Raw genomic sequence first — 12,303 nt, forward strand, 5'->3', positions numbered from 1 at the left:
CCGGGTCGTCCGCCCGGCCGGTCGGTCAGGGGGCGGGCCGGCGGGGCAGCCACAGCAGCTCCGCCGCCGTGCGCAGCATCGGTGCCACGGGGGTGCGTACGCCGACCGCGAGGTCCTCGTGCAGCCGGGTGCGCCCGTCCAGGAACCGCAGCAGCCGTGCCGTGGGCACGCGGTCGAACAGTTGGCAGAAGAAGTCGGGGCCGTCGATGCGGCCGGTGTCCAGTGCGCGCAGGACGACGGCGTCCATCATCCGGGCGCGCCGCCGGTGGGGCGGCGGTGGGACGGGCGGGCGGCCCGCGCGGACGGCACGGGCGACGGCCTCCGTCTGCCGCTGGATCGCGGCGAAGGTGTAGCCGGTGGAGGGCCGCGTGCAGCCGCCGGCGGCGCCGATGCGGAAGACCGTGCGTGCGGTGGGGTCGGTGAGTACGGCGTCGGTCATGGGGATCATCCCCTGTTCCGTCGCGTGCACCTCCACCGGGCCGGTGTCCAGTACGCGCCGGGTGTAGTGCTCCAGCGCGGCGTCGTAGGCGTCGGCGGTCAGCGGGGCCGGGCCGAACTCGGTGTACTCGACCAGCGCGCTGTGCCGGCTGGTGGGCAGGACGTATCCGAAGGACAGTCCGCGCGCCGGCTGCGGTGTGCGGAAGTCCATCAGGTCGGCCACGTCCGGGTCGAACACCGGCCTCCGGGTGCGGACGAACCAGCCGCGGAAGTGCTGGAGCAGGCGGGTGCGTGCGGTGGGCGGACGATGCGGGGGGCGGGAGTCGAAGACCCAGCGGGCGGTCATGCCGACTCGGGCCCCGGAGGCGTCCGTGGCCAGGACGCGCGCGGTGCCGTCGGGGTCGAGGGCCACGTCCTGGACGGTGGCGTGCAGCCGGCTGATCCTCGGCCGCCGTGCCAGGTCGTGTCCCACCAGTGCCTCGAAGTCGCCGGAGCGGATCATCTTGTAGTGAAACGGGGCGATGTGGCGCCGTACGGCGGTTCCGTGCCGGCTGTGGACGCGCAGCCACGCCCAGGAGGCGGTCACCGCGGAGTCGTAGCGGCCGGGGCCCGCCTCCCAGAAGCACCACGTCCGCGGCGGTGCCCGCAGCGGCCCGGCCGGCGCGTCGACCAGGACGACGGACACCGCGGGCCGCCGGGCCGTGTCCGTCGGCAACCGGTGGGCCAGGGAAAGCCCCGCGGCGCCGCCACCGATGATGATGATGTCCGACTCGCCCACGGCCTCCTCCTCGGCTCCGCCTCCACCGTCCGCGCGGCGCGGGCGCTGCGGCGGAGTATTCCCGCCCTCCCCAGTGGCGGACGTGCGCCACGCTGGCCCGCTCCCGCGGCGCCACCCACCGGCCCAGTGGCCGACAGCCGAAAGCACACGCCGAAGCCAGGCCGGCCCACCGTGACGGCACGTCCCCGACCCGCCCGCCGACGGATGCGCGCCGTGAAAGGTCCCTCGCGCGCCGCCGTCCGCCGAACAGGTGGCGGGCCGGGGCATTCAGGGGCCACTGCGCGGCGGACCGGTCATGGCGGGGAAGGCATCGGCGCGTGCGGTGCGTGAATCCCGCCGCGGGCGGACGGAACGCGGGCGGGCTCCGGGCGTCCGGCCGCGCGGGGCGACACCCGGGTGGCCCGGGGTCCCGCGAGTGCGGCGCCGGACGCCCGCCGCCGCCGTCCGCGTGCGGTCCCGGCATCGCGGCAGGATTCCGGACCGCCTTGCGCGACGGACCCCCCGGACAGGCCCTTCAGCGCCGGTTCGTACCGACGAGAGGAAGCGGGATGCCCACCAGCAGGACCCACGACGTTCCGGACGGGACCCGGCGCCCACCGTTCAGCCCCGCCGAGGGCCGGCCGGGGCCGCACGCCCCGCGCCCGGCGGACGTGGACGCCGGCCTGCCGACTGCCGTCGGGCGCTGCCTGGAGCAGATCGTCGACGAGCGCCGCGCCGGGGCGGTGGCACACCAGGCGGAGCGCTTCGGCGTCCGCAGCGTGCGGCCGCCGGCGGGCGCCGTCCTGCGCGAGCCTCCCGCCGGGCGGTCGCGGAAGTCGCCGCGGGCAGTGGGCCGCCGGTTCGATCCGGATGTCCGCGCGGCGGGCGGCGGGCGCGAACTCCCGCGCACCGGACGGGGACGGCGATGAGGACGGTGCGCGGCAGAACGGACCACGTCGTGGTGGTGGGCGCGGGCCTGTCCGGCCTGTCGGCGGCCCTGCACCTGCTGGGGTCGGGCCGGCGCGTGACCGTCGTGGAGCGCGGCCCACTGCCCGGCGGCCGGGCGGGACGACGCGACCTCGGCGGCTACCTCATCGACACCGGACCGACCGTGCTGACGATGCCTGAGTTGGCCGACGAGGCCTTCGCGGCGGTCGGTGAGCGCCTCGCCGACCGCGTCGACCTCATCCCGCTGCACCCCGCCTACCGGGCCTGCTTCGCCGACGGGAGCACCCTGGACGTGCACACCGACCAGGCCGCGATGGAGGCGGAGGTCGAGCGGTTCGGCGGAGCCCGGGAAGCGGCAGGCTACCGCCGGCTGCGCAGCTGGCTCGAAGAGCTGTACGTGGTGCAGATGCGTCGGTTCATCGACGTCAACTTCGACTCCCCGCTGGGTCTGCTGACGCCGGACCTCGCGCGGCTCGTCGCCCTGGGCGGCTTCGGCCGGCTGGACGCGCGCATCGCGCGGTTCCTGAGCGACGAGCGCCTGCGGCGGGTGTTCTCCTTCCAGGCCCTGTACGCCGGTGTGGCACCGGCCCGTGCCCTGGCCGCCTACGCCGTCATCGCGTACATGGACACCGTGGCAGGCGTGTACTTCCCGCGCGGCGGGATGCACGCGCTGCCCCGCGCCATGGGCGCCGCCGCTGCCGACGCCGGCGCCGAGCTGCGCTTCGGCCACGCTGTCACGCACCTGGAACGGCGAGGGGACCGGGTGACCGCGGTCCGCACGGCGCATGAGCGCATCCCGTGCGACGCGGTCGTCCTCACCCCCGACCTGCCGGTCGCCCACCGGCTGCTGGGCCGCCGGCCGCGTCGCCCGGTTCCGCTGCGTTACGCCCCCTCTGCCGTCGTCCTGCACGTCGGCACCACCCGCACCTGGCCGCACCTCGCCCACCACACGCTGTCCTTCGGCGCCGCGTGGCAGCGCACCTTCGAGGAACTGACCAGGACCGGCCGCCTGATGACCGACCCGTCCCTGCTGATCACCCGGCCCACCGCCGGCGACCCAGGTCTGGCCCCCGAGGGACGGCACCTGCACTACGTCCTTGCCCCCTGCCCCAACACGGAGGTCGGGATGCCCGGCGCGCACTGGGCCGAGCTGGCTCCCCGGTACCGCGACAGCCTCCTGGCCACCCTCGACCGCCGGGGAATGACCGGTATCGCCTCCGCCATCGAGGAGGAATGCCTGGTGACTCCCGCCGACTGGGCCGCGCAGGGCCATGCCGCGGGCACACCGTTCTCGGCCGCTCACACCTTCGCCCAGACCGGTCCTTTCCGCCCCCGCAACCTGGTGCGCGGCTTCGACAACGTCGTACTGGCCGGCTGTGGCACCACCCCCGGTGTGGGCGTACCGACCGTGCTGATCTCCGGCAGGCTGGCCGCGGCACGGATCACCGGATCACCGTCCCCGCGGCGCCGTTCGGCGCATGCCCCTGCCGTGCGGAGCGGGAGCCGATGAGCCGCCGCGAACTCGACGCGGCCGGCATCACCGACCCGGCCCTGCGCGACGCCTACGAGCGGTGCCGGCGGCTCAACGCCCGCCACGGCCGCACCTACTTCCTGGCCACCCGGCTGCTGCCCGCGGCGCGCAGGCCTGCCGTGCACGCGCTGTACGGCTTCGCCCGGTGGGCCGACGACATCGTCGACGACCTCGGCGGGCCGGCCACGCCCGCGCAGCGCGCGGGAGCCCTGGACCGGCTGGAGGCACGGCTGCGGCAGGCGCTCGACGGCTCTCCGCCGGACGGTGAACCAGTGGTCCTCGCCGTCGCCGACACCGCCGCCCGCTACGCCATCGACCCGGCCCACTTCACCGATTTCATGGCCTCGATGCGCAGCGATCTCACCGTCGGCGCGTACGCCAGCTATGACGAACTGCGGCAGTACATGCACGGTTCTGCCGCGGTCATCGGCTTGCAGATGCTGCCCGTGCTCGGCACCGTCGTGCCCCGGGCCGAGGCGGCGCCGCACGCGGCCGCGCTGGGTGTGGCCTTCCAGCTGACCAACTTCCTGCGCGACGTCGGTGAGGACCTGGACCGCGGGCGGGTGTACCTCCCCGCGGACCTGCTCGCCGCGCACGGCGTCGACCGGGAGCTGCTGCGCTGGAGCAGGAGCACCGGGTGCCCGGACCGGCGCATCACGGCCGCGCTGCGGGCCGGGGAGGACCTGACCCGGGCGGTCTACCGGCAGGCCGCACCGGGCCTCGCCATGCTGGACCCGGTGGCGCGCCCCTGCATCCGGGCCGCCTTCGTGCTCTACGGGAGCATCCTCGACGCCATCGCGGACGACGGGTACGCGGTACTGCACCGGCGTGCTGTGGTGTCCCGGCGCCGGCGGGCGGCCGTGGCCGCGGACGGGCTCGCCCGGCTCGCGGCCGCCCGGCTTACCGCGCGCCGCCACGCCGGGTCCGCCCCCGCCGTCACGGCCGGTTCCCGCCCGATCCCCGCCGAGGAGCCCGGATGAGCCCCGACCCGAACCCGCGCAGGGCCCGCCACCCGTTGCGGCTGCGCCGCCGCCCCGCGCGCTGGGAACGCCAGGCGCCCACCTGGCGGCAGGCACGGCCCGCCGTCATCGCGGGCGCGCTCCGGCGTGCCCTGGTCCGCCCGTCGGGCAACTGGTTCGTGCTGGGCGCCACCGCGGACGTCACGCCGGCCCGCCCGCTGTCGGGCGCCGTCGCTGGCACGGAGGTCGTCGTCTGGCGCGACGCGCGCGGACGCCTGGTCGGCGGCCCGGGGCAGTGCCCCCACCTGGGCGCGCCGCTGGCGGACAGCCCGGTGCGCTGCGGCACCCTGGTGTGCCGCTGGCACGGTCTGTCCCTCGACGGATCCGGGTACGCCGGCTGGGAGCCGTTGCCCGTCCACGACGACGGTGTGCTGGTGTGGGTGAGGCTGGACGCGGTGGGCGGTGAAGAGCCCACGCGAGCGCCGATGGTGCCGGTCAGACCCGCGCTCGCGGCATCCGTGCACGCGGTCTGGACGGGTGTGGGGGCGTGTGAGCCGAGGGACGTGGTGGCGAACCGCCTCGACCCGTGGCACGGGGCGTGGTTCCATCCGTATTCGTTCGTGGACCTCGCCGTCGTCCGGGCACCCGGCGACGGCGAGGACGACGACACCTTCGTCGTCGACGTCTCCTTCCGCCTCGCCCGGCGGGTCGTCGTGCCGGTGCGGGCGGAGTTCACCGCGCCCGAGCCGCGCACGGTGCTCATGCGGATCACCGACGGCGCGGGAGCCGGGTCCGTGGTGGAGACGCACGCCACCCCACTCGGCCCGGACGAACTGGGCCGGCCGCGCACCGCCGTGGTGGAAGCCGTCGTCGCCACGTCGAAGCGGCCCGGATTCGCCCTGGCCCGCGCCCTGGCGCCGGCCCTGCGCCCGCTGCTGCGCACCGCGGCGGGCCGCCTCTGGCACGACGACCTCGCCTACGCCGTCCGGCTGCGTGAGCTGAGGGAACGCGGGGGGAGAGAAACGGGGACCGCGCTGGCGAAGGACGCGAAGGACGCGAAGAGGGTGGACGGCTCTCCCGAGGACCCGCGCTGCCGGGCGCGCGGCGCCGAGTCCGGCGCGCCGACCGCCTCCAAGCCGTCCGTGCCGCGCAAGAAACGAACCGGCGACTGATGCAGACGTTCCTGCCCGACCCCGACTTCCGGCGGACGGCGCTGCTGCTGGACCGGCGCCGGTTGGGCAAGCAGCGCGTCGAGGCCCTGCAGGTCCTCCGCGGCCTGACCGTCCCCGGTTACGGATGGCGCCGCCACCCGGCCGTACGGATGTGGACCGGATACGAGGAGGCGCTCGTGCGGTACGGCCTGGAGATCTGCCGGGTCTGGCGGGAGAAGGGCCACCAGGACAGCTGCGCCGCCTCCCTGGTCGCCGGGTTCGCCGCGTACCGCCCGGGCGCCCGGGTGCGTGACCAGGCGGAACTGGCGGCCGCCGGGGAGCTGCCGCCCTGGCTCGGCGACGAGGCGTTCCACGAGAGCCACCGATCGGCGCTCGTCCGCAAGGACCAGGACGTGTACGCCCCTCTGTTCCCCGGGGTGCACAACGACCTGCCGTACGTGTGGCCGCCGTCGGATCGCGGGGACACCCCCACCGGCCGGTGAACCGCACCGCCAGGACGGTCCTGGCGCGAGATGCCGCTCGCCGCGATGCTCCGGGGCCCCGGGCACGGGGCCGACGCCGCCTCCACGACCGTCTCCTGGCGGCGGTCGTGCGCGGCCGTCACCGTCCGTCCGCGGTGCGCGTCCCGAGCCGGGGGCTGCTCGTCGACGACGATGCGCCCGGTGGTGGGTTCATGGCCCAGCGGATCGTGCGGGTGAGCAGGTGGCCGGCCGGGCGGACCGTGATGTCCTCGACGACCGCGAGACGCGGCAGCCGCAGCAGTGTCCGGGCCCAGGAGGGCAGCAGCGTCACGGCGTTGGCGGCCAGGACGCCGTACAGGGGACGGACCGGCAGGGGCAGCGGCGGTTCGAGGAGCAGGAAGCGTGCCGCGGCCCGGGCCTCGGGGGTGGCCCTGAGCTCGGGCCGGTAGGCGGCCAGCCGCGCGGTCAGGGCGCGGCGGTCGCGTGGCGGATCGTCGACTCCCAGTGCCTCGGCCACCCGCGCGGTGTCGGCCACATAGGCGTCGTACCCGGCCCGGTCCAGCGGGCCGGAACCGTAGCGCTCGTGGGCGCGCAGGAAGCACTCCGTCTCGGCCGCGTGCACCCAGCCGAGCAGCCGGGGATCGGCCGCGTGGTACGGCTCCCCCTCCGGCGTGGTCCCGCGCACCTTTTCGTGGATGCCCCGCACCTGCTCCACGGCAGCCCGGGCGTCGTCCGCCACGCCGTAGGTGGTCACCGCCAGGAAGGCGCTGGTGCGTTGCAGCCGCCCCCACGGGTCCCCGCGGTATCCGGAGTGCGCGGCGACGGCGGCCATCGCGAGTGGGTGCAGGGACTGGAGGAGGAGGGCGCCGAGTCCGCCGACGAACATCGACGCGTCGCCGTGGACGACGCGGATCGGACGCCCGGGAGCGAACCAGCGCGGGCCGGGGGTGTCGTGGATGCGGGCGCGGACCGCCGCTCCGTCGGGGCCCGCCACCCGGCGGAAGATCATCGCGCCCATGGACGCACGGACATCCGGCACCACGGCTGGCCACCCTTCCTCGGCTCCTGCATGGTTTCACCGGCCGACAGGCCTGTCACCCCGGCCCCCTGCCGGCGGCCGGGCCGCTCAGAGGGCTCAGAGGGCGGTGCGCCGGTCTTCGGGCTTGTGCAGGGAATGCGCGGGCAGACGGGATGCATGCTGCTGAAAGGAGACTGACCATGCTCGGCCTGGTGGGAGCGGCGTTGTTCTTCATCGCCTTCCTGATCAATGCGGCGGACATCGGCACCAACGACGTCTTCACGTCCACGAACGTGATGCTGCTGGGGCTGACGGCCCTGGCTCTGCACCTGGCGGGCGTCGGCACGGGCTGGAGGTACCGCGGCCGGCGCTGATCGTGGATCCCGCGCGCCGGGGCTCGGTCACAGGGTGGCTTCGTAGGGGTCCCGGTCCTCGGGGACGAGCGGTGTCTCGGGGGCCGCGCTGCCGATGTGGACGGTCTCGCCGGAGATGACGGCCTCTTCGATGGCCGTCATGGTGTCCAGGACGTGGTAGCCGAGGTCTCCGGTGGCGATGTGCGGGTGCCCGCCCCGGATGGCCCGTGCCATGTCCAGGACTCCCAGCCCGCGGCCGCCCTCGACACCGACGGTCGGGACGGTCTCCCACTCCGGGTCCCGGCCCCGCTGCGGCACGCGCGTGATCCGCACCTCGCCGGCGAAGGTGTTGGGGTCGGGCAGGACCAGCGTGCCCTCGGCGCCGGTGATCTCGACGAACCCGGTACGGGTCAGCGGGGAGTCGAAACTGAACACACTCTGGCCGACGCCGCCGCTCTCGAACTGCGTGAGCGCGGAGACGTGCGTGGGTACGGCGACGGTGAACTCGGTGCCCGCGCGCTCCCCGCTGCGTATCGTACGGACCGTGCGGGCGGTCGAACCGAGCGCGGCGACCCGGGAGACCGAACCGAACAGGCAGACCAGGGCGCTGAGGTAGTAGGGCCCCATGTCGAAGAGGGGGCCGGCGCCCTTGGCGAACAGGAACTCCGGGTTCGGGTGCCACAGGTCGGGTCCGGCGTACTGCATGACGGTCTGTGCGGACAGCGGGGTGCCGATGTCGCCGCGGGCGATCGCGCGGAGGGCGGTCTGGAGGCCGGGGCCGAGGATCGTGTCGGGGGCGACTCCGACCCGCAGGCCGGCCTCGGCGGCCTGGTCGAGCAGGGCTCGTGCGTCGGCGCGGTCCACGGCGAGGGGCTTCTCGGACCAGACGTGCCGGCCCGCGGCGAGGATCGCCGAACTGACCTCGGCGTGCACGGCGGGCACGGTCAGGTTGACGATGATCTCGGTGTCCGGGTGGGCGAGGACGTCCGCGGCCGTCCCCCACTCCGCCACGCCGTACGTGCGGGCCTGGGTCTCGGCGCGAGCGGTGTCGAGGTCGCCCACGACGGCCACGCGCAGGTCGGGGTACCGCGTGAGGCTGGTCAGGTACTGGTCGCTGATGTTGCCGGCGCCTATGACGCCGACGCCGACCGGCTTGTGTGCCGTCATCAGGCGATGCCCTTTCCCTTCAGGTAGGAGATGCCCGTCGCGATGCCCTCGAAGATGTCGCCGTCGTAGTGGTCGAACTCGATGACGGCGTACTCGGCGTGCGGTGCCGCGTCCAGCGCGGCGGCCAGCGGGATCTGTCCCCGGCCCGCCGGGACCTGGCCGGTGTCGGCGGGGTCGAAGGGGGCGCCCGAGGTGAACGGGTCGTCGATGACGGGTCCGTCCTTCACGTGCAGGGCGCGTACCCGGGAGCCCAGCCGGTTGAGGAGGGCGACGACGTCGTTGCCGCCGGCCGCGGCCCAGAACAGGTCGATCTCCAGGGCGACTTCCGGGTTCAGGAGGTCCGCGAAGCGGTCGAAGGCGTTGACTCCGCCGACGGTGTGCACGAACTCCTGGGAGTGGTTGTGGTAGCCGACCCGCAGTCCGTGGTCGGCGGCGCGCTCGGCGGCTTCGTTGAGGAGGGCGGCGGTACGCGCGATCTCCTGCTCGTCGGCCCACCGGGAGGCGGGCACGAACGGGTCGAAGAGGATCTCCGCACCCAGGCGCCGGGCGGCCCGGAACGTGTCGTCGAGGTCGGTCGCGGACGCGCTGTCGGGCGACAGGAAACCGGCGTGTCCGGTCCGGGCGGACAGGCCGTGCCGGGCGAGCGCGTCGGCGAGTTCGCCCGCGCGGTGCACGAAGCCGAAGGCCTCGACGTTGGTCAGTCCCAGGACGGCCAGCCGGCCCAGGACGGCGTCTTCGTCGGCGTCCAGGGCCTGGCGTACGGAGTAGAGCTGAACCGACAACTGTGGTGTCGACAAGGGGAACTCCTCTCGTGGCGGACAGCCGGGAACAGAATACCGACAGGGGTGCTGGTTTCTAGGGGTCGTTAGCATCTTGTTCATGGCAAGGGATACGGCGCGGCCGGAGGCGGCCCCACGGAACTACCCCAAGGGGGAGCGCCGGCGCGCCCAGATCATCGAGGCCGCGGTCGCCGCGTTCGGGCAGGTGGGCTACCGCAACGCGAGCATGGTCCAGTTGGCCGCCGCCTGCGGTGTCTCGCGCGCGGGGCTGCTGCACCACTTCCCGACCAAGGAGTCGCTGCTGGAGGCGGTTCTGGAGGCACGCGACCGGCAGGACGGCGAGCACTTCTTCGAGTCGGGCGCGCTCAGCCACGACGGCCTCGCGTACTTCGCCAGCATGATCAGGCTGGTCGCGCACAACCAGGCCAACCCCCTCCTCGTGAGCCTGTTCGCGGTGCTGTCCAGCGAGGCCACCGCGGCGGACCATCCCGCGCGCCCGTACTTCGTCGCACGCTACGAACGGACGCGTCGCGAGATGCAGTCGGCCGTCGACGACCTGGCGCGCCGCGGGTTGCTGCGCCCGCACGTGGACACGCCGCGGCTGGCGGCGGATCTGATCGCGTTCATCGACGGCCTGCAGGTCCAGTGGCTGCTCAGCCCGGACGAGATCGACATGCCGGCTCACCTGCGCACGATGCTGCGCAGCTTCATCAGCGTCGAACTCCCCCAGGGCCCGCCGGAACACCTCGGGAAGGCGCAGTGAGCGCGGAGGTGCATGAGGCGGTGGACAGCCGAAGACCGCCCCCCTTGGACTCGGAGGCGTTCGGGGCGCCGGTCATGCCGCTCTGCTGCCTCGACCGGCGGAGCGCCTGCCGGCCGAGGGCCTTTCGGCCCGGCAGGAGAAGACGGGCGACCGGCTCCGCGTCTGCCTGCCGGCCCGTCTGGACGTCCTCGCCGAGGATCTGGCATGCCGTCGGCGAGGACGTGCGTGCGCAACCTCGGCCGACTCCCCCGCGACCCCTTTCACGACGGCCGTGCCGTCCTGGTCAGCCGTGAGGCCGTCACTGACGTCGCGCCCGTCGAGCGGGACGGCTTCCAGCAGCCCGTCGTACTGATCGACCACAGTGGCGGGCCGGCCGACCTGACGGAGTCGGTCAGCTCGTTCGAGAAGCGGGAGGCGGGCGTCGTCGTCGCCGCGCCCGTGCATCGGCCGGCCTGAGCGGCACCTGACACCAGGTCACAACCGGAACAGCCGGGCCGCGTTGTCGTGGCAGACCGCGCGCAGCCATTCCTCTCCCAGGTCCAGGCGTTCCAGTACGTGCAACTGATGCACGTACGGATAGGGGATGTTGGGGAAGTCGGAGCCGAGCAGGACGCGGTCGCCCAGGGCGGCGATCCTGGGCAGGGCGCGGCGCGGGAACGGCATGAACCGCTCGGTGAAGTCGGTGAACGCCATCGTGGTGTCCAGCCGCACCTCCTCGTGCCGTTCGGCGAGGGCGAGGAAATCCTCGTACTCGGGCATCCCCAGATGCGCGACGATCAGCCGCAGCCGCGGATGCCGCGCCAGCACCCGGGCGATCGGCCCGGAGCCGGTGTGCTTGCCGGGCACGGGACCGGAGCCGCAGTGGATCACCACGGGGACCCCGGCGTCGGCCAGCAACCCCCAGGTCGCATCCAGGAGTTCGCCGGCCGGGTCGTACCCGCCCACCTGGACGTGCGCCTTGAACACCCGGGCGCCCTCCTCGACGGCCTCGCGGACGTACGTCTCGACGCCAGGCTCGGGGAAGAAGGTCGCCGTGTGCAGACAGTCCGGGGTACGACCGGCGAAGTCGGCGGCCCAGGCGTTCAGCCAGGTCGCCATGCCGGGCTTGTGCGGGTAGAGCATCGAGGTGAAGGCGCGGACGCCGAACTCCCGGAGGAGGGCGGCCCGTTCCGCCTCCGCCTTCCGGTAGGTGATCGGCCACTTGAGGCCGCCGATCAGCGGCCCGTTCGTGTCGAAGTAGTTCCAGACCTTGTGCAGGACCCGCTCGGGCATGAAGTGCGTGTGGACGTCGACCAGGGCCGGCAGGCCGAGCCGCTCCCGGAAACGGCGGACCTCGGCGGCCTCCTCCCCCAAGGCCCCGTCGCTCGCGGGAGCGTGCCGGGCAGCGTCGGCCGGCACCGTTCGGTGATCGTTCATACCGCCCACGATCGGTGCCGGCACGCCACGAGTCCAGCCCCTTCCGGCCGAGCGCGGTCCTCAGGACAGGTAGCCCTCCACCTCTGACGCGGGACGGACGTTCGCCGCACCGGGGTCCTGCCCCGCCTCGATCCTGGCCCGGCGCTGCCGGAGCAGGTCCCAGCACCGGTCCAGCTCGGTCTCCAGATGCGCCAGGCGGGCATGCTCGGTCGGCTCGTCGATCTCCTTCCGTGCCAGCCGATCACGCAGATCCCTCTCCTGGCTGATCATTTCCGTGATGTGGCCGAGGATCTCCCTCTCGGCCTCGGCCTCGGCCTCGGACCCTGTCATGGCTGCCCCTCTCCGGATGACGCGACGAACGACGCGACGAACGACGCGATGGACGACGGTGTCGACCGGGGCGTCCACCCATCCGTGCGCCCCTGCCCCCTCCCTACCTTCTCTCACCCGCGCCTCAAACGCATCGGAGGGGGAGTCCCGGTTTCCGGCCCCGCCGAAAGTCCCGCGTCCGCGTCACCCGCCCGGTGTACGGTGGCCCGCG

At 74.1% G+C, this 12,303-nt stretch carries 14 protein-coding genes; 8 read left to right on the plus strand and 6 right to left on the minus strand.

Features of this window, described 5'->3' with window-relative positions; all coding sequences use genetic code 11:
* Nucleotides 1-25 precede the first annotated feature (25 nt).
* Entirely contained in the window at nucleotides 26-1,216 is a 1,191-nt protein-coding gene (locus AB0P24_RS22590; RefSeq protein ID WP_365796675.1) for a lycopene cyclase family protein, read from the minus strand.
* 548 nt (nucleotides 1,217-1,764) lie between these two features.
* Here AB0P24_RS22590 and AB0P24_RS22595 point away from each other — a divergent pair.
* Genes AB0P24_RS22595 through AB0P24_RS22615 form a run of 5 tightly spaced genes read left to right on the plus strand, consistent with a single transcriptional unit; the run spans nucleotide 1,765 to nucleotide 6,287 of the window.
* Nucleotides 1,765-2,124, plus strand: a complete 360-nt coding sequence (locus AB0P24_RS22595; protein WP_365796677.1) for a hypothetical protein — start codon at nucleotides 1,765-1,767, stop codon at nucleotides 2,122-2,124.
* Nucleotides 2,121-3,653 carry a phytoene desaturase family protein gene (crtI, locus tag AB0P24_RS22600; protein ID WP_365796679.1) on the plus strand — a complete coding sequence of 511 codons (1,533 nt, stop codon included), beginning with the start codon at nucleotides 2,121-2,123 and terminating at the stop codon, nucleotides 3,651-3,653. Before AB0P24_RS22595 ends, crtI begins: the two co-directional genes overlap by 4 nt.
* Entirely contained in the window at nucleotides 3,650-4,654 is a 1,005-nt protein-coding gene (locus AB0P24_RS22605; RefSeq protein ID WP_365796681.1) for a phytoene/squalene synthase family protein, read from the plus strand. The genes crtI and AB0P24_RS22605 overlap by 4 nt, the downstream gene beginning before the upstream one ends.
* Complete coding sequence (locus AB0P24_RS22610) at nucleotides 4,651-5,805, plus strand: DUF5914 domain-containing protein (protein WP_365796683.1); 1,155 nt, start codon at nucleotides 4,651-4,653, stop codon at nucleotides 5,803-5,805. Before AB0P24_RS22605 ends, AB0P24_RS22610 begins: the two co-directional genes overlap by 4 nt.
* Nucleotides 5,805-6,287 carry an MSMEG_6728 family protein gene (locus AB0P24_RS22615; protein ID WP_365796685.1) on the plus strand — a complete coding sequence of 161 codons (483 nt, stop codon included), beginning with the start codon at nucleotides 5,805-5,807 and terminating at the stop codon, nucleotides 6,285-6,287. The genes AB0P24_RS22610 and AB0P24_RS22615 overlap by 1 nt, the downstream gene beginning before the upstream one ends.
* Before the next feature lie 118 nt (nucleotides 6,288-6,405).
* Here the strand turns inward: AB0P24_RS22615 and AB0P24_RS22620 are convergent, their stop codons facing one another.
* Nucleotides 6,406-7,284 (minus strand): oxygenase MpaB family protein, encoded by an 879-nt coding sequence (locus AB0P24_RS22620; RefSeq protein WP_365796828.1) that lies wholly within the window; start codon nucleotides 7,282-7,284, stop codon nucleotides 6,406-6,408.
* Nucleotides 7,285-7,484: 200 nt separating this feature from the next.
* Between AB0P24_RS22620 and AB0P24_RS22625 the strand changes: the two genes are divergently transcribed.
* Nucleotides 7,485-7,658 (plus strand): hypothetical protein, encoded by a 174-nt coding sequence (locus tag AB0P24_RS22625; RefSeq protein ID WP_181806154.1) that lies wholly within the window; start codon nucleotides 7,485-7,487, stop codon nucleotides 7,656-7,658.
* 27 nt (nucleotides 7,659-7,685) lie between these two features.
* Here AB0P24_RS22625 and AB0P24_RS22630 read toward each other — a convergent pair whose 3' ends face one another.
* Nucleotides 7,686-8,804 (minus strand): Gfo/Idh/MocA family oxidoreductase, encoded by a 1,119-nt coding sequence (locus AB0P24_RS22630; protein WP_365796688.1) that lies wholly within the window; start codon nucleotides 8,802-8,804, stop codon nucleotides 7,686-7,688.
* Nucleotides 8,804-9,601 carry a sugar phosphate isomerase/epimerase gene (locus tag AB0P24_RS22635; RefSeq protein WP_365796690.1) on the minus strand — a complete coding sequence of 266 codons (798 nt, stop codon included), beginning with the start codon at nucleotides 9,599-9,601 and terminating at the stop codon, nucleotides 8,804-8,806. The genes AB0P24_RS22630 and AB0P24_RS22635 overlap by 1 nt, the downstream gene beginning before the upstream one ends.
* A gap of 82 nt (nucleotides 9,602-9,683) precedes the next feature.
* Here AB0P24_RS22635 and AB0P24_RS22640 point away from each other — a divergent pair, with 82 nt between their 5' ends.
* Nucleotides 9,684-10,346: a TetR/AcrR family transcriptional regulator gene (locus tag AB0P24_RS22640; protein WP_365796692.1), complete on the plus strand. Its 663-nt coding sequence runs from the start codon at nucleotides 9,684-9,686 to the stop codon at nucleotides 10,344-10,346.
* A 204-nt stretch (nucleotides 10,347-10,550) separates the two neighbouring features.
* Nucleotides 10,551-10,802 carry a hypothetical protein gene (locus AB0P24_RS22645; RefSeq protein ID WP_365796694.1) on the plus strand — a complete coding sequence of 84 codons (252 nt, stop codon included), beginning with the start codon at nucleotides 10,551-10,553 and terminating at the stop codon, nucleotides 10,800-10,802.
* A gap of 18 nt (nucleotides 10,803-10,820) precedes the next feature.
* Here the strand turns inward: AB0P24_RS22645 and AB0P24_RS22650 are convergent, their stop codons facing one another.
* Together AB0P24_RS22650 and AB0P24_RS22655 are read right to left on the minus strand one after the other, a co-directional pair.
* Entirely contained in the window at nucleotides 10,821-11,762 is a 942-nt protein-coding gene (locus AB0P24_RS22650; protein WP_365796696.1) for an amidohydrolase family protein, read from the minus strand.
* A gap of 60 nt (nucleotides 11,763-11,822) precedes the next feature.
* On the minus strand, nucleotides 11,823-12,092 hold the full coding sequence (locus AB0P24_RS22655) for a DUF2630 family protein (RefSeq protein ID WP_365796698.1): 270 nt from the start codon (nucleotides 12,090-12,092) through the stop codon (nucleotides 11,823-11,825).
* Nucleotides 12,093-12,303 lie beyond the last annotated feature (211 nt).

Source organism: Streptomyces sp. NPDC086519 (assembly GCF_040686075.1).
GTDB classification, from domain to species: Bacteria; Actinomycetota; Actinomycetes; order Streptomycetales; family Streptomycetaceae; genus Streptomyces; species Streptomyces shenzhenensis.

Coding starts and splice junctions, on each gene's coding strand:
- AB0P24_RS22655 (WP_365796698.1), bottom strand. CDS start 12,092: ATGACAGGGTCCGAGGCCGAGGCCGAGGCCGAGAGGGAGATCCTCGGC.
- AB0P24_RS22610 (WP_365796683.1), top strand. CDS start 4,651: ATGAGCCCCGACCCGAACCCGCGCAGGGCCCGCCACCCGTTGCGGCTG.
- AB0P24_RS22625 (WP_181806154.1), top strand. CDS start 7,485: ATGCTCGGCCTGGTGGGAGCGGCGTTGTTCTTCATCGCCTTCCTGATC.
- AB0P24_RS22615 (WP_365796685.1), top strand. CDS start 5,805: ATGCAGACGTTCCTGCCCGACCCCGACTTCCGGCGGACGGCGCTGCTG.
- AB0P24_RS22630 (WP_365796688.1), bottom strand. CDS start 8,804: ATGACGGCACACAAGCCGGTCGGCGTCGGCGTCATAGGCGCCGGCAAC.
- AB0P24_RS22645 (WP_365796694.1), top strand. CDS start 10,551: ATGCCGTCGGCGAGGACGTGCGTGCGCAACCTCGGCCGACTCCCCCGC.
- AB0P24_RS22650 (WP_365796696.1), bottom strand. CDS start 11,762: ATGAACGATCACCGAACGGTGCCGGCCGACGCTGCCCGGCACGCTCCC.
- AB0P24_RS22595 (WP_365796677.1), top strand. CDS start 1,765: ATGCCCACCAGCAGGACCCACGACGTTCCGGACGGGACCCGGCGCCCA.
- AB0P24_RS22640 (WP_365796692.1), top strand. CDS start 9,684: ATGGCAAGGGATACGGCGCGGCCGGAGGCGGCCCCACGGAACTACCCC.
- crtI (WP_365796679.1), top strand. CDS start 2,121: ATGAGGACGGTGCGCGGCAGAACGGACCACGTCGTGGTGGTGGGCGCG.
- AB0P24_RS22620 (WP_365796828.1), bottom strand. CDS start 7,284: ATGGGCGCGATGATCTTCCGCCGGGTGGCGGGCCCCGACGGAGCGGCG.
- AB0P24_RS22605 (WP_365796681.1), top strand. CDS start 3,650: ATGAGCCGCCGCGAACTCGACGCGGCCGGCATCACCGACCCGGCCCTG.